At 66.4% G+C, this 19,753-nt stretch carries 12 protein-coding genes; 5 read left to right on the top strand and 7 right to left on the bottom strand.

Annotated features, from left to right (window positions below):
* Positions 1-291: 291 nt before the first annotated feature.
* Together BN3789_RS00065 and BN3789_RS00055 are read right to left on the bottom strand one after the other, a co-directional pair.
* Positions 292-2,076 carry a 1-deoxy-D-xylulose-5-phosphate synthase gene (locus BN3789_RS00065; protein ID WP_066828686.1) on the bottom strand — a complete coding sequence of 595 codons (1,785 nt, stop codon included), beginning with the start codon at positions 2,074-2,076 and terminating at the stop codon, positions 292-294.
* Positions 2,077-2,827: 751 nt separating this feature from the next.
* Positions 2,828-3,748 carry a LysR family transcriptional regulator gene (locus BN3789_RS00055; RefSeq protein WP_066828437.1) on the bottom strand — a complete coding sequence of 307 codons (921 nt, stop codon included), beginning with the start codon at positions 3,746-3,748 and terminating at the stop codon, positions 2,828-2,830.
* Between the two features lie 277 nt (positions 3,749-4,025).
* Between BN3789_RS00055 and BN3789_RS00050 the strand changes: the two genes are divergently transcribed.
* From BN3789_RS00050 to BN3789_RS00040, 3 genes are all read left to right on the top strand, one after another.
* Positions 4,026-4,838: a ZIP family metal transporter gene (locus BN3789_RS00050; protein ID WP_066828435.1), complete on the top strand. Its 813-nt coding sequence runs from the start codon at positions 4,026-4,028 to the stop codon at positions 4,836-4,838.
* Between the two features lie 355 nt (positions 4,839-5,193).
* Positions 5,194-6,051 (top strand): HAD hydrolase family protein, encoded by an 858-nt coding sequence (locus BN3789_RS00045; protein WP_066828433.1) that lies wholly within the window; start codon positions 5,194-5,196, stop codon positions 6,049-6,051.
* Between the two features lie 115 nt (positions 6,052-6,166).
* Positions 6,167-6,697 (top strand): pyridoxamine 5'-phosphate oxidase family protein, encoded by a 531-nt coding sequence (locus BN3789_RS00040; RefSeq protein ID WP_066828431.1) that lies wholly within the window; start codon positions 6,167-6,169, stop codon positions 6,695-6,697.
* Positions 6,698-6,901: 204 nt separating this feature from the next.
* On the opposite strand, the gene amrS is transcribed toward BN3789_RS00040, so the two are convergent.
* Complete coding sequence (gene amrS / locus BN3789_RS00035) at positions 6,902-7,777, bottom strand: AmmeMemoRadiSam system radical SAM enzyme (protein ID WP_066828429.1); 876 nt, start codon at positions 7,775-7,777, stop codon at positions 6,902-6,904.
* Between the two features lie 43 nt (positions 7,778-7,820).
* Positions 7,821-9,275, bottom strand: a complete 1,455-nt coding sequence (gene amrA, locus BN3789_RS00030) for an AmmeMemoRadiSam system protein A (RefSeq protein WP_066828427.1) — start codon at positions 9,273-9,275, stop codon at positions 7,821-7,823.
* 436 nt (positions 9,276-9,711) lie between these two features.
* On the opposite strand from amrA, the gene BN3789_RS00025 reads away from it, so the two are divergent.
* Both BN3789_RS00025 and BN3789_RS00020 read left to right on the top strand, forming a co-directional pair.
* Positions 9,712-10,398, top strand: coding sequence for a TetR/AcrR family transcriptional regulator (locus BN3789_RS00025; protein ID WP_066828425.1), 687 nt, complete (start codon positions 9,712-9,714; stop codon positions 10,396-10,398).
* Complete coding sequence (locus tag BN3789_RS00020) at positions 10,399-15,048, top strand: 2-hydroxyacyl-CoA dehydratase (protein ID WP_066828423.1); 4,650 nt, start codon at positions 10,399-10,401, stop codon at positions 15,046-15,048.
* Between the two features lie 189 nt (positions 15,049-15,237).
* Here BN3789_RS00020 and BN3789_RS00015 read toward each other — a convergent pair whose 3' ends face one another.
* The 3 genes from BN3789_RS00015 to BN3789_RS00005 all read right to left on the bottom strand — a co-directional run bounded on the left by BN3789_RS00015 (position 15,238) and on the right by BN3789_RS00005 (position 19,567).
* On the bottom strand, positions 15,238-16,248 hold the full coding sequence (locus tag BN3789_RS00015; RefSeq protein WP_066828421.1) for a glycosyltransferase family 2 protein: 1,011 nt from the start codon (positions 16,246-16,248) through the stop codon (positions 15,238-15,240).
* A 33-nt stretch (positions 16,249-16,281) separates the two neighbouring features.
* Entirely contained in the window at positions 16,282-18,390 is a 2,109-nt protein-coding gene (locus tag BN3789_RS00010) for a DUF6020 family protein (protein ID WP_066828419.1), read from the bottom strand.
* A 175-nt stretch (positions 18,391-18,565) separates the two neighbouring features.
* Positions 18,566-19,567, bottom strand: a complete 1,002-nt coding sequence (locus BN3789_RS00005; protein ID WP_066828416.1) for an IS1/IS1595 family N-terminal zinc-binding domain-containing protein — start codon at positions 19,565-19,567, stop codon at positions 18,566-18,568.
* Between the last annotated feature and the right edge of the window lie 186 nt (positions 19,568-19,753).

Below are 19,753 nucleotides of genomic sequence, written 5' to 3'. Positions count from 1 at the left end.
GCACCGTAGAGTGCGCGCAGAAGCGGGGCTGCAGTGGGTTGGTTGGGGACGGGTTCGGTTCAACCCATCCCGCCGGCACGGGCCGCCGCGGCGCCTTCCCGCAGAAAACGAAGTGACGGTTTCTGCGGGAACAGCAGGGATGTTTTGCATAACGGCCAAAACGATATGCCTGTTTACCTTGTGGTCCTATATCAAGCTCGAATCGATATGCATATTTCGTTCGAACTTCCCGCAGAAACCGTCACTTCGCCAAGCATGGGTTGGAACGAACCTGTCCCCAAACAACCCCTGCTACGAAGCACTGCCCTCGCACAGGCGGAGCGCTTCGGTCGCCATGGCGTCGACGGTCATGCCGGCGTGCGCCAGCAGCTCTTGGGGGTCATAGCGGTCGGGGAAGCCGGCGTGCACGCCGAAGCAGCGCACGCGGGTGCCGAGCGGGCCCAGATAGCGCGCGACCTTCTCGCCCCAGCCGCCCTCGAGCACACCGTCCTCGATGGTCACGATCAGGTCGTGCGTGCGCGACAGGCGCTGCAGGCAGGCATGGTCGAGCCCGGTGATGAAGCGCGGGTTCACGAGCGTCGCGCGCTCGCCGCTGCGGCGCTCGATCTCGTCGGCGACCTGCGCGCCGAGGTCGAAGAAGTCGCCCAGCGCAAGCACGGCGACCTTCGAGCCCGAGCGCACGACCTGGTAGGCAGGGGTGTCGAAGGCTGCATCATCGCACGCCGGGCCGTCTGCCGGCGCCGGCGCGCTGACGACGGGCACCCGGATGGCCACCGGCATCTCGCGCTGCTCGAGCGACCAGGACAGCATGGCGGCGTATTCCTCGGGATTGGTCGGGGCGAGGTAGCGCAGGCCGGGCATATCGCCCAGCATGGCGATATCGAAGTAGCCGAGATGGGTCTGGTCGGTCGTTCCGAACACCGACGAGCCGTAGACCAAGATGGTCGCAGGGGCGGCGTTCAGGCACAGGTCGTGCCACAGCTCGTCGTAGGCGCGCTGCAGGAAGGTGCCGTAGATGCCGAGCACCGGCTTCGCCCCGCCTGCGGCGAGCGCGGTGACGAGTGTCACGGCGTGCTCTTCGGCGATGCCGACGTCGAGGAACTGCCGTCCCGCCTGCGCGCGGCGCTCGGGCGTGAAGCCCATGATGTAGGGGGTCGCGGCGGAGACGGCGACCACGCGCGGATCGCGCTCCATGGCGGAGACGAGGCATGATGCCGTGAGCTCGGCGTAATTCGCATGGGGAGCCGCCGGTTTGCGCGGCTCGCGCGCGCCGGTCGCAAGGTCGAACGGGCCGACATGGTGCCAGCCTTCTGGATCGGCCTCGGCGGGGGCATAGCCCATGCCCTTGACCGTGCGAACGTGCAGCACGACGGGGTGGTCGATGCCGCGAAGCTCCTCCAGCGCGTCGACGAGCGCCAGCACGTCGTTTCCGTCGTCGAGGTAGCGGTAGTCCAGGCCGAGCGTGCGGAAATAGTTGTCCTGCGCCCGCCCCTTGCTCTCGCGAAGCAGCGCCAGGTTGCGGTAGAGTCCGCCGTGGTTCTCCGCGATGGAATGATCGTTGTCGTTCACGATGATGATCAGGCCGCTCGCGAGGTCGGCCGCGTTGTCGAGGCCCTCGAACGCAAGGCCGCCCGATAGCGAGCCGTCTCCGATGACCGCGATGACGTCGTGGGTCTCGTGCGCCAAATCGCGCGCATAGGCCATGCCGAGCGCCAGCCCGATAGAGGTCGAGGTGTGACCCATGGCGAACAGGTCGTGCTCCGACTCGAGCGGGTTCGAGAACCCGGACACTTCGAGGTAGTGCGCGGGGTCGCAAAACGCGTCGGCGCGCCCCGTGAGCATCTTGTGCGCATAGGTCTGATGCGAGACGTCGAAGATGATCTTGTCGTGCGGGGACGAGAACACGCGGTGCAGTGCGCATTCAAGCTCGATGGCGCCGAGGTTGGGGGCCACATGGCCGCCCACCGCCGCAGAGCTCGCGAGTATCGCCTGGCGAATCTCCTGGCAAAGGGTCGGAAGCTCGCTGCGATCGAGTGCCTTCACGTCAGCAGGCGACGCGATATGCGAAATGATCATGCCGCGCGACCCTCCCTCCGCATGCATCGAGCGGCGTGCCCCCTCAGGCACCGCAGTAACTTATCCACTATCTCACAAATCCCCGCGCAATGTGTGGCGGGAGTGCGAGCGTTGTTCGAGCGCGGGGTTGATTAGCAACAAGACAGCAGGTGAACGGTGCAATCGCTGTCTTGAAAAGACATGGTGCGCCAAAGTGGAAATGCATGAGCGGCGCGAATCGCGGCCTGGGCGGCGGGGGCGTCGCGAGGGGCGCTGGAGTCGCGGGCGTCCTCCTGTCCGTACGTTTCGGAATGGTTTCGGGCGTGTCTCGATTTCGAAACGAACAGTGTTCCTCAGGTGTTTCCCGTGATGTAACGTTTTATCCTGAGCGTGCGAACAGTTCGCAGACGATTGTGAGGAAAACGCCGACCAATTCATCCCGCGCCGGTCGACCCCGTGCCAGGCCCCGCGAAAGCGATCGGTCAGCGCTGCCCAAGATGTCCCGTCGGAAGAATCGAGTGAACGATGAAGTCTGCAGCATCACACGCACCCTACGTCCAGCGTCCCGCCGCGTCGACGGGCACATCGACGACCGCCAATACGCGTCGCGCCCAGAAGGACTCAAGGGAACCGGAGGCCATGACGGCCTATCTTTGGTCCATGTTGCTCCGCGCCCCGGGAAGCCTTGAGCAGATGGAGAACGCTTAAGGAAACGCCGATCAATTCATTCCGCGCCCGGCGCCTCTGTGGCGGGCGGCGCGAAAGCGCCCAATCACGAGTCCCCCAGAATCTGGCCGCCGCGGAAGATGGTCGCCGCCGAGTGCTCGAAGGCGCGGTAGGCGTCGGTCTTTTGCGACTTGAGTGAGATGAGGCAGAGCGGCACGCGCACCTGATCGCACTGGTCGACGGGAAGGAGCGTCAGCAGGTTCCCACTCGTCTGGTTGAACGGCAGCACGGCGCCGAACGCCATGCCGTTTTGCTCGCTGAAAAACGCGCTGACCTGCTCATCGGTCGCGTTGGAGGGGAAACGGACCGCTTCCGAGGCGAGCCCGCGCTCGCGATACATGGCGTGGATCGAGTGGTTGAAGTCGTCGAACGTTTCGGACCAGACGACAGGGTAGGGCGCCATCTCGCTCAGCGTGATGGTTCGGTTGTGCGCGAGCGGATGGGTGCGCGCGAGCGCTACGCCGGTCGGGAGGCTGCCGACCGAGACGCAGTCGGTACCGGGGCTCGCGTACTCGCCGAGCGTGCAGGCCGCGTCGATGACGCCGGCGTGCAGCGCCTCGATGGATTCCCTGCCGGGGGCGATGAAGATCTCGAGGTCGAGCCCGAGGCGCTTGCCGATGAATTTCGAGAGGCTCGCCATGACCCCTTCCGCGTTGGCGAACGAGGGCGAGCACAGCGCGATCGACATGTGCTCGTTGTCCCGCGAGGTGGGGAAGTGCTTGGTGAAGTCGTCGAGTTCGTCGAAGTTCGCCAGCGTCTTGCGCGCGCGTTCGTAGAACGCGACGCCTACGGCAGTGGGCTTGACGCCGTGGTTGCCGCGGGTGAGCAGCTGGATGCCGAGCTCATGCTCCAGCTCCGAGATGGCTTTGGAAACAGCCTGGACGGTGACAAACTGGCGCTTCGCTGCAGCGGAAAGGGACTTGCCTTCCACGGCGTGAACGAAATACCTGATTTGCCTGATGTCCATAGCCCTTGTTTCATACAACGGGTCAAAGTCGCCTTTGACAATGCTCTCGTACGGGCTAACAATATGCTGAAATGTGGGTGGACGGCTAGCCATTCAGGCCTCCCTAAACTAATTGTAGAGGGACGTTGAGGGCGTTTTCGCACGTGCGCCGCCGGTAAAAAGCGGGTATGATGCGGGGACACATTGGTTAGCCTAGGTTAATCACCGTGTCCCCGCCCCTGCTCCGAGCAGGTTGCGGGTACGTAACGAACAAGACGAAATGCGGAAAGGTGGCCTCATGATTCCGGCGAATTTGGTGCAGGCGCTCACGTGGGCGGCTTTGGGATGCGGATTCACCTGGCTGATGACGACGGCGGGCTCGGCGGTCGTCTTCTTCTTTCGCAGCGAGCGCAAGCTCATGCACCACATCTTCCTGGGTTTCGCGGCGGGGGTGATGATCGCGGCGAGCGTCTGGTCGCTGCTCAACCCCGCCATCGAGCAGGCGGAGGAGCTCGGGCAGATCGGCTGGATTCCCGCGGCGGGCGGCTTCTTGCTCGGCGTGGCGTTCCTGGTCGCGCTGGACTCCCTGCTGCCCCACCTGCATATGAGTGCAGACGAGCCCGAGGGCATTAAGAGCAGCTGGAAGCGCACGACCCTGCTCGTGTCGGCGGTGACCTTGCACAACATTCCCGAGGGCATGAGCGTCGGCCTGCTGTTCGCCATGGCGGCCCAGCAGGCGGGTGCCGCCGGCGAGGCGTATCTGGGCATGGCGCTTGCGCTGGCCGCGGGTATCGGCCTGCAGAACTTCCCCGAGGGCGCGGCGATCTCGCTGCCCCTGGTGCGCGAGGGGTTATCGCGGCGGCGCGCCTTTGCCATGGGCAGCCTGTCGGGCATCGTCGAGCCCATCTTCGGCATCCTCGTGGTGCTGGTGTCCGGATGGATCCAGCCGTTCATGCCCTGGCTGCTCTCGTTTGCCGCGGGCGCCATGGTGTACGTCGTGGTCGAGGAGCTCATCCCCGAGGCCCATCTGGGAGAGCACTCCAACGTGGGAACCTTCGGCGTCATCGTGGGCTTCGTGGTGATGATGGTGCTCGACGTGGCGCTGGGCTAGAGGGCGCTGATTGATGGCCGGTACCGGCCCGGTCCCGGGCGCTTTCCACGTGCTCTGCGGAGCCGTCCGAATCGAGAGTACGCTATAGGCACGTCGCCCGGGCGAGAGTACGCTATAGGCACGTTTTTCGCCCGAAAGCGTGACCATAGCGTACCGCCGATGGGAGAGCGTGCCTATAGCGTACGTTCGAACGCCCGCGCCGCGGGGCTCGAAGCCCTTTGATCGGCGGTTCCTCAGGGGAAGCGCCGGTCGATTCATTCCGCGCCGGGTGCCTTGCGCGACATGAATCGGCCTGCGTTTCCCGGGCAGTGGGGTACCATTACGTGCGGGCACCGAGAGATGTGAGGACGAGCGTATGATCAAGCTGTTTGCGACTGACTTGGACGGGACGCTGCTGAATGCGTTCCATAACGTTGACCGGACTATCGCCGACGCGATCCGCACGGTGACCGATGCCGGCGCGCACGTCGTCATCGCCACCGGCCGCACCATGCTGTCCAACCGCGACCACGGCTTCGACGGCCTTCCCGTCGAGATGTGCGGCGCCAACGGCTCGATCGTCGTGGGCCGCGAGGGCGTGCTCAAGACGTTCCCGGTCAATCCCGAGCTGCTCGAGCTGCTCATCCCCGCGTTTCCTGACATCTGCTTCGACTGCATCTCGCTTGGCGGCACGTTCGCGACCGCATCCGCCGAGGTGCGCGATGCGGGGTTCGCGACCGACCCGTGGTGGCGCCGTATCGCCATGCGCGGCATGCGCCAGGCGATGCAGAGAAGCATCCACTTCATGACCCCGCTCTCGGAGATCCTCAAGCATGAGATCTGCAAGGTCAACTGCCGTGTCGGCGACCCTGCGCGCTCCGATGAGCTCAAGGCGTTCATCGCCGAGCATTCCGACTTGGTGGTCAACGCGCCGTTTTCGCCCGTGATGTTCGAGTTGACCGACCCCGCGGTCAACAAGGGGGCTGCGGTCGCGTGGCTCGCGAACCACTTCGGCTACACGGATGACGAGGTCGCGGTGTACGGCGACGGCGGCAACGACATCGCCATGCTCTCGCGCTTCGAGCACGCATACGCGACCGCCAACGGCAGCGATGCCGCCAAGCGTGCCGCGGGCAACGTGATCGGTCGCTGCGCCTTCCACGCGGTGCCGCGCCACATGGTCGACACGGTGCGGGCGCAGCAGCTCCGCAGCGGCTACACGCGTATCGAATAGGTCTGGCGCTTTCTCCCGCCATGGGGGACGAGTACATGTGGCGGACGTGCCGGCCATCGCCTCCGCTCTGCTATACTTGACGGTGGCATACTTGTGCGAACAAGATGGAGACAGCATGATCCGCACAGACCGCGAGATCACCGACCGCGCCGAGCAGCTCGCCATCATCGACGCCTGCGACGTGTGCCGTGTGGCGCTCAACGGGGATGACGGCTATCCGTACATCGTTCCGCTCAATTTCGGTGTCGATATCGAGGACGGTCAGGTATATCTGTATTTCCATAGTGCGAACCGAGGCCATAAGCTCGACCTTATGGCTCGCGATGCGCGCGCGGCGTTCGAGATGGATTGTGACCACAATTTCATCTTCTACGATGAGCGCATGACCCGCACCATGGGGTACCGCAGCGTCATTGGACGGGGCACCGTGGAGATCCTGTCCGACGAGCGCAAGGTCGACGGCCTCAAGATCCTCATGCGCCATTACCATGCGGAGGATTTCCCGTGGAGCACGAAGCTCGTGCCGGCTACGACCGTGTGGCGCCTCAAGGTCGAGTCCATGGTGGGCAAGTTCCGCGACAACGTGCATCCGGGCGAGAGCCGCTGGACGCCGCCGGCGGGCTGGAACGGTTTCGACAGGCTGTAGCCGGCCGCGGTCGGGCGGTGTGAGCGAGCAATCGACGGTACGCTATGGGAACATCGCCTTGCCGAGAGTACGGTATAGGAACGTTTTTTGCCCGAAAACGTTCCTATACCGTACTCTCGGCAGGCCCGCGTTCCCATAGCGTACTGTCGATTCAGACGATTGCCCGTCACCGCTGCTGTGAGCGGAATGCTTTAGTCAGCGTTTCTAGCAGTTGCCGGTGTAGACGTGCTCGAGGTGCCGGCGCGCCACGTCGGCGAGACGGTAGACCGCATCCACGGGCGTCGGCCCGCGATCGGTGAGGCGCCAGCGCGGGAAGAAGCGCGTGACGTGGTAGGTGACGGTGTTACGCCCGCGTCCCTCATCAAGCGATGCGAGCCAGCGGGCCATCGCATCGATCTCCTCCTCGGTGTCGTTCATGTCGGGGACGACGAGCGTCGTGACCTCGAGATGGCAGGCGGGATCGGCCGCGAGGCGCGCGATGGTGCCCTTCACGCGGGAGAGCGCGTGTGCGGGCGCGCCGCAGGCGTCGTAGAACCCGTCGGTAAACCCCTTGAGATCGATATTCGCCGCGTCGATGAGCCCCGCGAGTTCGTCGAGCACGCTCGGCTCGACGCATCCGTTCGACACCAAGACGTTCACAAGCCCCGCCTCGTGTGCCAGTCGCGCGCAGTCGCGCATGTACTCCCATCCCACGAGCGGCTCGTTGTAGGTGTAGGCGATTCCGATCACGCGGCCATCGCGGTCGCGTGCGTCGCGGGTGATGGCGACGAGCTCTTCGGGAGCGATTTCGCGCCAGGGGACGCCCACATCGTCAGCTTGCGAGATCTCCGCGTTTTGGCAAAACGGGCATCGCAGGTTGCAGCCAAAGCTTCCGGCCGAGACCACGAAGGTGCCGGGCCTATAGCGCGCGAGCGGCTTCTTCTCGATGGGGTCGAGCGCCAGCGAGGTGACGCGCCCGTAGTTTGCGGGCACCACCGCGCCGCCGACGTTGCGTCGGGCTCGGCACGCCCCAAGGCGTCCCAGCGCCAAGCGGCAGCGGCGCGGGCAGGTGCCGCAGGTTGCGTACGCGGCTGCTTCCATGGTCTCCTCCTTCGACGGGCGCCTCGAGGCGCGCCCGCGCCCCCTATACGTGGCGCGTGACGGTGAACCGCTCGAGCGTGATGCTCGGGTCGTCCGGGTCGATGCCGCCCTTGCGCGCGGCGATGCCGATCTGCTTCGCGACCGTGTCGATGCCGTCGAGGTCCGGCAGCAGCAGTCCGCGCCGCCCTCGGCTCGCGCTCACGATGACGCCGTAGCGGGCGGGGTCGAGCTCGTCGGGCCCTGCGATAGCCTCGGGTTCCGATAGCACGTCGACATCGTAGACCAGCTCCGCGAGCTCGTCTTCTTCTACGGGGGAGAAGCGCGGGTCGCGGCATCCGGCCGAGATCGCGTTCGCGCAGATCTCCTCGGCAAGGCTGTCGCGCACGGGCAGGATGGTCCCGATGCAGCCGCGCAGTTGCCCGTTCATCTTGAGCGAGACGAAGGCGCCGGCGCGCGTCGAGAACAGCTCGCCGGGAAGCGCCCCGGCGAGATCTGCCGGCAGGTCCCGGTTGGGATCGATGCGCCGCCCGTCGCGGACGTAGGATTCGAGCGAGTAGCGCGCGAGCCGCACCCACGGGCTCTCGGCGCGGCGGCGCCGGTCCATGTCCGCCGCATGCCACGCCTCGTACCGGTCGCCGATGGCGCGCGAGACATCCGAGCCGTCCGCCCCAGTGGGGGTGAACGCGGCGATGCCGTATCCCACGCCGAAGGGCCCCTCATAGGAAAGCAGCTCGGATCGGATGGGCGTGCGGTCGAGCGCGCCCGCCATGATCTGGAACGAGCGCAGCCCGCATTCGGCGGCGCGTTCGCACATGCCGCGGTCCGCGGTCATCAGCGCCAGGAAGTCGCCCTCCTCGAACGCATGGCAGACGAGCTCGTCGAAGGCGGGGCCGTCGGGGGCGTATCCGTAGGGCCCGTCCTCGGAAAGCTTGTGCGACAGGTCGCCCGACGCGACGTAGACGCAGCACCGCCCCAGCGTATCGGACACGCGCTGGACGAGCTGGCCCAAGCGGTAGTGGTCGAGCGGCGAGAGCCCGGACAGCCCGATGCGGACCAGCCGGTACGTCGGCAGGTCGTCGCCCGCATCGCGGCGGCGCGCGCACTCCTCTTGGATGAAGTGGAGCGGCACGAGCACGCCCCAGTCGAGCTCGGGGTCCCGCTCGCCGGCGGTGCCGGCGGCAAGGCCGCAGGCGTCTGCCGCCTCGCACAGCGCGTCGACGAGTTCCCGGTCGTAGGCGACCCGGCTCCCGTCGGCGCGATCCCCGAACTGGGCGAACGTTCCGGCCGCACCGCTGCCACCCGAGATGTGCAGGTAGTCGAGGTACGACGTCGAGTGCGGGCTCGAGAGCACGATGGTGTCGGGCGCGATCTCGGCGACGCGCCGCGCCACCTCGCGATAGGCGTCGACGGTGGCCTGGATGCCCGCCTCGCGCCCATGCCCGACTCCGGGAACGATCAGCGGTGGATGCGGAACGGCGAATGCGGCGCATATCGACATAAGACCATCTCCTCGCTAGGTGACTACCTTCTAGTGTGCCCATTTTTGTGAGGGCATCTTTTGATGCCGCGATTTCACTGGTCGCATGTGAGGAGCCGCAGATCAAGGAAAACGCTGATCCAACCGGCACAAATCGGGGACGCGGTCGGGCAATCGAGTGTACGGTATGGGAACGTTTTTCACCCAAAAACGTTCCCATACCGTACCGTCGATGGGGCGGTGTTACCTATACGTACCGTCGATTCGAGCGTTGCCCGGAGCGCGCGGTAGATGGGGCATGCCCCGGTAGCGGCTGGTGCAAACTTAGTCGATTGGTGTTTTCCTTAACCGTGCCTTGACACTTGTGCAGAGACCGTGCGGCGCGGCCAGGCAGGTATATTCGTGCACACGCTGTGCAATAATGCACACGGAGTGAAATTGCAACCGAAAGGACTGCATGCCACAAACCGATTTCAAGTGCGACCGCCGGTCGCTGCGTTCGCAGCACGCGCTGCTCGGCGCGCTCGTCCGGCAGCTCAGCGCGGGCGAGGACCTGTCGCGCATCACGGTGGCGTCGCTCACCGAGTGCGCGGGCCTGACGCGGCGCACGTTCTACTCCCATTACAAGGACATTCCCGATTTCGTCGAGCAGGTGGAGTCCGTCCTACTCGAAGACATCGGAGAGCTCGTGGCGCGCATCGGCGCCTCGACGCTGCCGGAGCTCTATCGCAACATCGATGAGCTGGCTCCCGCCCCCGGCTCCGTCGAGCTGCTCGACTACCTGCGCAAGCACTGCGAGCTCATCGGATCGCTTCTTGGCCCCGGCGGAGACCCGGCGTTCATCAAGAAGCTCATCGACCTGGCGCGCGCGGCGGTCGCCGACCGCATGCAGACCGGCATCTTCCCCGGTGCGCTGGGCGCCTTTTTCGACTACTACCTCAGCTATGTCGTCACCGCCGAGGTCGGCGTGATCCAGCGCTGGTTCGAGACCGGCCTCAAGGAGAGCCCCGAGACCATGGCGCGCATCATGACGGTCATCGCCTTCGTGCGCCCCGGCGACCTGTACGGCATGCCCATCGACATCAACGTGCCGGAATACGGCATGAAGCTTCTCAACCTGCAACTCGAGAACGAGGGGAACTAAATGAGCGACGAGATCAAGATCGGTGTTGTCCCCGAGGGCAGCATCTGGAATCCCGAGGCCGCCTACGGTACGCTCCACCTGGGTATCGATGTGGGCTCCACCACGGTCAAGCTCGCGGTCCTGAACGACGACAACCAGATCGTCTACGCCAAGTACCAGCGCCACCACACCGACGTGCGCGCCTGCGCGCGCGACCTGTTCGTGGGCGCGGCCGGCCTGCTCGAGCGCACGCCCATGACCTGCGCCATCACCGGCTCGGGCGGTCTTCTGCTCAGCCAGTGGCTCGGCCTGGAGTTCGTGCAAGAGGTCATCGCGAGCAAGCGCGCCGTGGAGACCCTGATCCCCGCGACCGATGTCGCCATCGAGCTCGGCGGCGAGGACGCCAAGATCATCTACTTCGACCAGGGCATCGAGCAGCGCATGAACGGCACCTGCGCCGGCGGCACGGGCGCGTTCATCGACCAGATGGCCACGCTGCTGCACACCGACGCGTCCGGCCTGAACGAGCTCGCCCGCGAGGCGACGACCATCTACCCGATCGCCTCCCGCTGCGGCGTGTTCGCCAAGACCGACGTTCAGCCCCTGCTGAACGAGGGCGCGGCGCCCGCAGACGTCGCCGCCTCCATCTTCCAGGCCGTCGTCACGCAGACCATCTCGGGCCTCGCGTGCGGCCGCCCCATCCGCGGCAACGTCGCGTTCCTCGGCGGCCCGCTGCAGTACCTCTCCGAGCTGCGTAAGCGGTTCTACATCACGCTCGAGCTCGATGAGGAGCACCGCATCGTGCCCGAGAACGCGCACCTGTTCGTGGCGAGCGGCGCCGCCATGGCGCACGAGTCCAACAAGCTCGCAACGTTCCCCGAGCTCATCGAGGCCATCGACGCGCTCGGCGACACGCAGGGCTCCGAGGTCGCGCGCCTCGACGCGCTGTTCGCCGACGAGGAGGCGTACCGCGCGTTCAAGGAGCGCCACGACCGCGAGGTCGTGCCCAAGGGCGACCTAGCGACCTATACGGGCGCCCGCGTGTTCATCGGCATCGACGCCGGCTCCACCACGATGAAGGCCGCCATGGTGGGCGAGGACGGCCAGCTGCTGCACACGTGGTACGGCAACAACAACGGCGACATCCTCGGCACGGCCAAGACCATCATGGCCGACTTCTACGCGCATATCCCTGCCGGCTGCACCATCGGGCACGTGACCACGACCGGCTACGGCGAGGCGCTGCTCATCGAGGCGCTCAAGGCCGACTCCGGTGAGATCGAGACCGTGGCCCACCTGCGCGGCGCCCGCGCGTTCCTCCCCGGCGTCCAGTTCATCCTGGACATCGGCGGCCAGGACATGAAGTGCCTGCGCGTGCGCGACGGCGTCATCGAGCACATCATGCTGAACGAGGCCTGCTCGTCGGGTTGCGGCAGCTTCATCGAGAGCTTCGCGGTGTCCATGAACATGGACGTCGTGCAGTTCGCGAAGGAGGCCATCGGCGCCAAGAACCCGGTCGACCTGGGCAGCCGCTGCACCGTCTTCATGAACTCCCGCGTCAAGCAGGCGCAGAAGGAGGGCGCCACGGTGGGCGACATCGCCGCGGGCCTGTCCTACTCCGTCATCAAAAACGCCCTGTTCAAGGTCATCAAGCTGCGCGACCCGTCCGAGATCGGCGACCAGGTCATCGTCCAGGGCGGCACCTTCATGTCCGACGCGACCCTGCGCGCCTTCGAGCTGCTCACCGGCCTTGACGCTGTGCGTCCCGACATCGCCGGCTGCATGGGAGCCTACGGCGCCGCCCTGCTCGCGCGCGACCGCGCCGGCGCCGCCGGCGTCTCGACCATCCTGACCGCCGGCGAGATCGCCGACCTCACCGTCACGCAGAAGCACGCGCGCTGCGGCCGCTGCTCCAACAACTGCCAGCTCACCATCAACGACTTCGGCGGCGGTCGCCGCTTCATCACGGGCAACCGCTGCGAGAAGGGCGCGGGGCACAAGAAGAGCAAGACCGAGGCCCCGAACCTGTTCAAGAAGAAAAACGAGCTGCTGTTCGACCGTGAGTGCCTGGACGCCGACGAGGCCCCGCGCGGCACGGTGGGCATCCCGCGCGCGCTCAACATGTACGAGGACTACCCGTTCTGGCACGCGTTCTTCACCAAGCTCGGCTTCTCGGTCGTGCTGTCGGACGACTCTACCAAGAAGACCTACGAGGCGGGCATCGAGTCCATGCCGTCGGAGTCCGTGTGCTATCCGGCCAAGCTCTCCCACGGCCACATCATGAACCTCATCGACAAGGATCCGGACTTCATCTGGATGCCCTGCATCCGCAAGGAGCGCAAGGAGGACGAGGCCGCGGGCAACTGCTACAACTGCCCGATCGTCATGAGCTACCCCACGGCGCTCGGCTTGAACATCGACGAGCTCGCCGAGAAGAACATCGAGTTCATGTACCCGTTCGTGCCGTATAACGACCGCGTGGCGCTCAAGCGCCGCCTGTACGAGGTGCTCGCCGAGCAGCGCGTGTCCGACGCCGAGGCCGGCCGCGGCCGCGTGCGCGGGCCCAAGCTGACGCGCCGCGAGGTCGACGACGCCGTCAACTACGCCTACGAGGTGGACACCGCCTTCCATGAGCAGATCCAGACGATGGGCGAGGAGGCCATCCACTGGATCGAGGAGCACGGCGGCCACGGCATCGTGCTGGCCGGTCGCCCCTACCACAACGACCCCGAGATCAACCACGCGCTGCCCGAGCTCATCGCGAGCTTCGGCTTCGCCGTGCTCACGGAAGACTCCGTGGCGCACCTCGTCAAGCCCGACCGTCCCATCCGTGTCGTGGACCAGTGGATGTACCACAGCCGCCTGTATCGCGCGGCCAAGCTCGTGACGCTGCGCAACGACCTCGATCTCATCCAGCTGAACTCCTTCGGCTGCGGCCTGGACGCGCTGACCACCGACCAGGTGCAGGAGATCCTCGAGGGCTCCGGCAAGATCTACACCGTGCTCAAGATCGACGAGGTGTCGAACCTCGGCGCGGCGCGCATCCGCATCCGCTCGCTCATGGCCGCCTTGAAGGACCAGGAGGCCGAGCGCGCGGCCGAGGCCGCTGCCGCCGGCGAGGCCTACGAGCAGGGCGATGCTGCGCCGGTCGCCCCGAGCGACGAGGCTCCGGTGTTCGCCACGCACAAGTACGCCCTGTCCGCGCAGCGCCGCGCCGCCTCCGCAGCGTTTCCCAAGGTCAAGTTCACCGAGCAGATGCGCCGTGACGGCTACACGATCCTGTGCCCGCAGATGGCGCCGATCCACTTCGACCTGGTGAAGGAGGTCTTCCGCAAGAACGGCTACAACCTGGAGCTTCTGCCCTCCACCGACCGCGGCGCGGTCGAGGCGGGCCTGAAGTACGTGAACAACGACATCTGCTACCCGTCGATTCTCGTCACGGGCCAGATCATGGAGGCCATCGAGTCCGGCCGCTACGACCTGTCGCGCACCGCCGTCATTATCTCGCAGACCGGCGGCGGCTGCCGTGCGACGAACTACATCGCGCTCATCCGCAAGGCGCTGAAGGATTCCGGCCACCCCGAGATCCCGGTCATCTCCATCTCCGCCGTGAAGCTCGACGAGGACAACCCCGGCTTCAAGGTGACGCCGCAGATCCTGAAGGCCGCTGTCTACGCGGTGCTCTACGGCGACGTCATGATGCAGATGCTCTACCGCTGCCGCCCCTACGAGGTCGAGCCGGGCGCGGCCAACGCGCTGTACGAGAAGTACATGGCCAAGGCGCGCGAGATGGCGCCGACCTTCACGCGCCACAGCTACACCAAGCTCGTGCGCGAGAGCGTGCGGGCGTTCGACACCATGCCGCTCAAGGGCGAGGGAACCAAGCCGCGCGTGGGCGTGGTGGGCGAGATCCTCGTGAAGTTCCATCCCACCGCCAACAACCACGTGGTCGACGTCATCGAGCACGAGGGCTGCGAGGCCGTGGTCCCGGGCCTGCTCGACTTCTTCCTGTTCGCGATGAGCGGCGCCGAGAACGATAAGGGCGAGCTCGGCAGCTCCGGTACGCAGCGCACGGCCATGGCCGCCCTCATCAAGTTGATCGACTGGATGCGCGGGCCCGCCGACGAGATCCTCGAGAAGTCGCAGCGCTTCGAGCGCCCCGAGCCCATCAGCGCGCTTGCCGCCAAGGCGAGCCAGGTGCTCTCCCTGTGCAACACGATGGGCGAGGGCTGGCTGCTCACGGCGGAGATGCTCGACCTGATCGATCACGGCGCGCCGAACATCATCTGCACCCAGCCGTTCGCTTGCCTGCCGAACCACGTCGTGGGCAAGTCGGTCATCAAGGAGCTGCGCCGCCGCCATCCCGAGAGCAACATCGTCGCCGTGGACTACGATCCGGGCGCTTCCGAGGTCAACCAGCTCAACCGCATCAAGCTCATGATCTCGGTCGCCAAGGAGAACATGCGCGCCGGCAAGGGCTTCACACTCGAGCACATCAAGCCGCTGGAGATGGACGCCGTCGACTCCAAGTTCCGCCCGCACCACGCCGAGGACGACGACACGCGCAACCCGCTCGACGATCGCGGCGACTCCTGCCGCGCGTGCGGTGCGGTATCCGAGGATGCCGTGGCCGCCGTGGCCGACCGCCTGGGCAAGGGCCTCGGCAAGTAACGACCTATCCGACACGACAGCTTGCATAAGGGCCGCTCCCCACGGGGCGGCCCACTTTTTCACAGCGCCGCCCGAGCAGGGGGTCATTCAAATCGGGGACGTACCTGAAATTTGCACTTTTGCAAATCGGGGACACACCTTCGGCGTGCGCCCGGGCTGTCTTCCCGTGATCGTGCGCAGCGTTGGGGCCTACCGCGCTCGCCCGTTCTCGCGCCGCTTCGCGCGCTCCTGCACCTCGTAGACGGCAAGCTCCCAGCGCTTGCGCTCGCCCTTGGCGACGGTGTCCAAGATGGCGCCCGTGCTGAGCGACAGGGCGGCGCAGAACATGAGCGCGGTGGCGAGTATGGCCGAGGGCACGCGGCTCACATAGGCCGTCGCAAGGTATTCGAGGATGACCGGCACGCCCGCCACCAGGCCGCATACGGCGAAGAGCAGGGCTGCGAGCGTGAAGAACTTCAGCGGCCGGTAATCCTTGAAGAGCGAACCGATGGCCACGAGCACGCGTATGCCGTCCGAGACCGTCGAGAGCTTCGAGAAACTGCCGGCCGGACGGTCGCGATAGACGATGGGGATCTCGAGGATGCGCCAGTGCTTGTCGACGGCCTGGATCGACATCTCGCATTCGATCTGGAACCCGACCGAGAGCACGGGCATCGTCTTGACGAACAGGCGGGAAAACGCGCGGTACCCGGTCATGACGTCGTGGAAGCTGTATCCGTAGATCCAGTGGATGAGCCAGCGCACGAGGTTGTTGCCGAAGGCGTGGAAGGCACGCGTGTTCTCGTGCTCGTAGGTGCCGTTCGTCAGGCGGTCTCCCACCGTCATGTCCGCCTCGCCGCTGAGTATCGGTTCGATCAGGGCGCGGGCGGCCTCGGCGGGATAGGTGTCGTCGCCGTCGACGAGCACGTAGCAGTCGGCCTCGATATCGCGAAACATCTGCCGGACGGTCACGCCCTTGCCCTGGCGCGGCTCGAAGCGGACGATAGCGCCGTGCTCCTGCGCGATCTCGGAGGTGCGGTCGGACGAATTGTTGTCGTAGACGAAGATGTCGGCCTCGGGCAGGGCGCGCCTGAAATCATCGACGACGGTGCCGATCGTCAGCTCCTCGTTGTAGCAGGGAATCAGCACGGCGATGCGCGGGGCGACCGCGCTGGCCTCAGGCGGCTGCGGCGCATTGGATGGACGGTCAAGACGGTTCATTGCGGGTCACCTCTCTTAAGAAGCATCGCCGATTCACGCCGAACCCGGCGCCGTCGCGCCGGGAACCTGCGGGCCCTGCGTGCACAGGCGATCGGTCGGTGCCATCCCCGGCGCGCACGCGCCGCTCACGGCATACGCGAACGCGAAGGGCGCGAGGACGGCGAGCGGGTAGGCGTAGCGGAAGTACGTGGCGGCGTTGCAGGGGCCGATGAGGGTGATGAGGAGGACCGCCCACATGGGGGCGAGCACCACGGCCATCCGGCCCTGTCGCGTGCGCGCGGCGTAGGCGGTCAGCGCGATCAGGCTCCAGCAGTACAGGGCCGCCTGCATGGTCAGCGTGGTGAGCGGCAGCTTTTGGAACGCGGTGCGCCAAAGCGTGCACAGGCCGTCCAACGCGCGCACGACCGGATGGTCCGGTGCGGAGAACGAGAAATAGGGCGTGAGCATCTCCCAGTTCATGACCTCGCGGCTGAAATCCGAGGTGTACGACCAGCCGGATGCATGGCCCGCATAGAAGTAGGCATAGTAGTTGGCGGCGGTCGCCTCGAGATAGCAGACGGGGTCGCGCGCAAACTCGCTCGCCCAGACGCGGAAGTAGGCCGCAAGGTCCTCGGCGGTCGCGTCCTCGTTGAAGGTGTTCTTCACGGCATCCGACTTGTTCGGGTTGTACGCATCTCCGATGGCATCGATGTCGAGCACGGCCCCGATGGCGTCGCGTTCCTCCTGGCTCAGCTCCCCTTCGTGCTCCCGCGCGTAGCGCGCCGTCTGCTGGAAGGGGATGGACAGGACCTCGCGACGGCTGCCGGGCGTGATGCCGAGGGCGGGGTAGACGATGCCGGTGAGCGCGACGTTGACGGCGACGACCGCGCCGAGCGTCCCGAGCGCGATGCGAAGCCCACGACGCGCACCGGCGCAGGATTCGCCGCGCCGGCGGCCGTGCAGGCAGGCGATCGCCGCGGGGACGATTCCCGCGGCGGCGATGGCGAGCGCGCCGTTGCGCGTGAGGGTGATGCCGAGGGCGCTTGCGGCGAGCAGGGCGATGTCGCGGCCGCCGAACGCCGCGCCCTCGGTGCACTGGGCGCGAACGAGCAGGACGAGCTGCGTGACGAACAGGAGCAGCGCCGCCGCGAACAGGACGTCTTTGGTGATGAGGACGGCGTAGTTCGAATAGACCGGCACGACGAGCACGAAGGCGAAGGCCGCCATGCGCGCCGCCCGCGGGCAGCCGATCCGTGCGAGCGCGGCATGGGCGTGGGCATACGAGCAGATGACGGCGGTGAACTGCAGGCAGTTGAACAGGAACGCGCCGGCGTTCTCGCTGCCCCAAAGCGCCATGCCGAGCTGGACGCATAAGCCGATGAGCGCCGTGGTGAGCGGTGGGTGGTGCTGCGTGAGGATGGTCGTACCCGGGTCGATCAGGTTGAGGTAGGAGCTTGCGTTGTTGGGGTAGCCGAACCACTGGAGGATCTGCGTTCCCGTGTCCCACATGAAAAGGCCCGGGGCGTAGCCGATCAGGCAGGGCAGCCAGGCGAGGGCGAGCAGGGCGGCGGGAAGCGCGAAGGGGTGGCTGTCGAAGACGAACGCGGCGGCGCGGCCGGCGCGGGATGCGGAGCTGGGTCTCGTGCCGCACCCGGTCGGCTCGGCATCGGCTGCCGCTCGGGCGCGGTCGAGCAGCCGGAAGAGGTGGACGATGCCGATGCGGGCGAGCAGCAGCCATCCGATGAAGCTGAGCGCGGCCTTGATCCCCTCGGATATGCCGCCGCAGACGAGCTCGGCTGAACCGGCGACATCGAAGCTGCGCCCGAACACCATGGCGAGCGCGAACAGGGCGGGCACGACCCAGGTGGACGCGCCCCGCATGCGGGGACGGTCCGCGTCGCGATCGAGATAGACGGTCGCCGCCGGCCGGGCGAGCAGCAGGCCGAACGCCACGACAAGCAGGCTGTCCTCGCGTCCGGGAAGCGAGCAGAGCACCTCGAGTGCGATATAGACGGCGCCCGTGGCATGGGGCCACAGCGCCTCGACCGCCTTCGTGGGCACCGGGGCGAGGTCGACGGAGACGAGCAGGGCGCAGAGTAGACCGAGCAGGCATGCGCATAGGGTGCGCCTGGTGTCGCGCTTGCTCGCAAGCTGACGTTCCATACCTCTCCTCAGCAAAATCGGTCCTCCGTAAGTCTCGGAAAGTCTAGCAGGGGGGGGGTACGCGCAATCTCAGGGCAATAAACCATGACAAGAACGTAAGGGCTTCTTAAGGCCGGGTTTATTCAATCAATGCTCTTTTGCACAGTGTGGATAGATTTGACTCCATATATGCCGCCTAGCTGCGGCCTCCTCCATAGAAGTCCCGGTACCTCAGCGTACCGGGGCACTCCATGGCGCGACCGAGCACCATCGCGGCCTTCTCCATGGCGCCTGACGGCGGGTTGGCGATGACGCTGAACAGGTCGAGCCATCCCTTCAGGTCGGCGCGGTCGAAGCCCTTGTGGGCGTCCAGGAACGACTTCAGCAGGAAGTGCAGCCGGTTCACGTCCGCCAGCGGGTTCTCCCGGTCGGGCAGGCTCTTCAGCCGCCTCGAGTCGTACTCGACGCTGGCGAGCCCGAGCTCGCGGACCAGGGCGCGGTGGGACTTCTCCTTGTCGTGCAGGAGCGTCGAGCCCCGCGCGACGTGGCCCGAGTAGGCCGCGAGCGCCCTCCGCGCGCTCGGCTTGCCCCGTCCGCACGGCTCGAAGGCGGACCGGCCCCGGCCGTCGGTCGCGACCGCGATGCACAGCTTGTTGCGCGACAGGCCCCGCTTGAGGGAGCCGTCGGCGTTGCGCTCGGCCTCCGCCGCGGGGACCGGGTAGTACGTCTCGTCAATCTGGACGCGCCCGGAGAGGACGGTGCCGTCCTGGATCCCGTCGAGCACGAGGAAGAGCTTGGCGAGCCACCAGGGCGGGGTGGTCGGCGACCTGCGGTTCGAGCGGGCTATCTCGCGGACGCTGTCGAAGGAGAGCAGCTGGATGACGAACTCGCACCAATCCGAGACCGGCACCTTGCGCCCCTCGAAGATGGTCCCCGTGGCGGGCGTGAACGTCCTGCCGCAGGACCGGCAGGCCCAGCGCCTGACGCCGCGCGAGTCGAAACCGTCGCGCACGATGTCGGGCGACGCGCACCGCGGGCAGGATGCCCGCTCGTACCCGTTGAGGAACTCCGCGTCCCCGGCGGTCGGGGCGTGCCTGGCGGCGTAGGCCTCGCGGTGGGCCCGGGCGACGAGCGCCTGGGCGGGCGTGACGTCCGATTCGGGGACGCCGTCCCACGGCGTCGCGGACGCCGAGGGCATCTTCTTCCTTGCGCGCATGGTGGTGGTCCGATCCCGTCCCGCGGGATGCCGCGCGATCCGGACCACCACGTCGCGAGAGCGCGGCACCCCGCGGGACGCTCTCGCGGGCGTGCTATGTCATCTCGGATTATACGACCGAGGCAGTCGGGACGGCGAATCTATCCACACTGTGCAAAAGATCATTTT

The sequence above is a fragment of the Collinsella ihumii genome (assembly GCF_900046475.1).
In the GTDB taxonomy this organism is placed as follows: domain Bacteria; phylum Actinomycetota; class Coriobacteriia; order Coriobacteriales; family Coriobacteriaceae; genus Collinsella; species Collinsella ihumii.
This window is presented reverse-complemented; position numbering and strand designations above follow the sequence as displayed.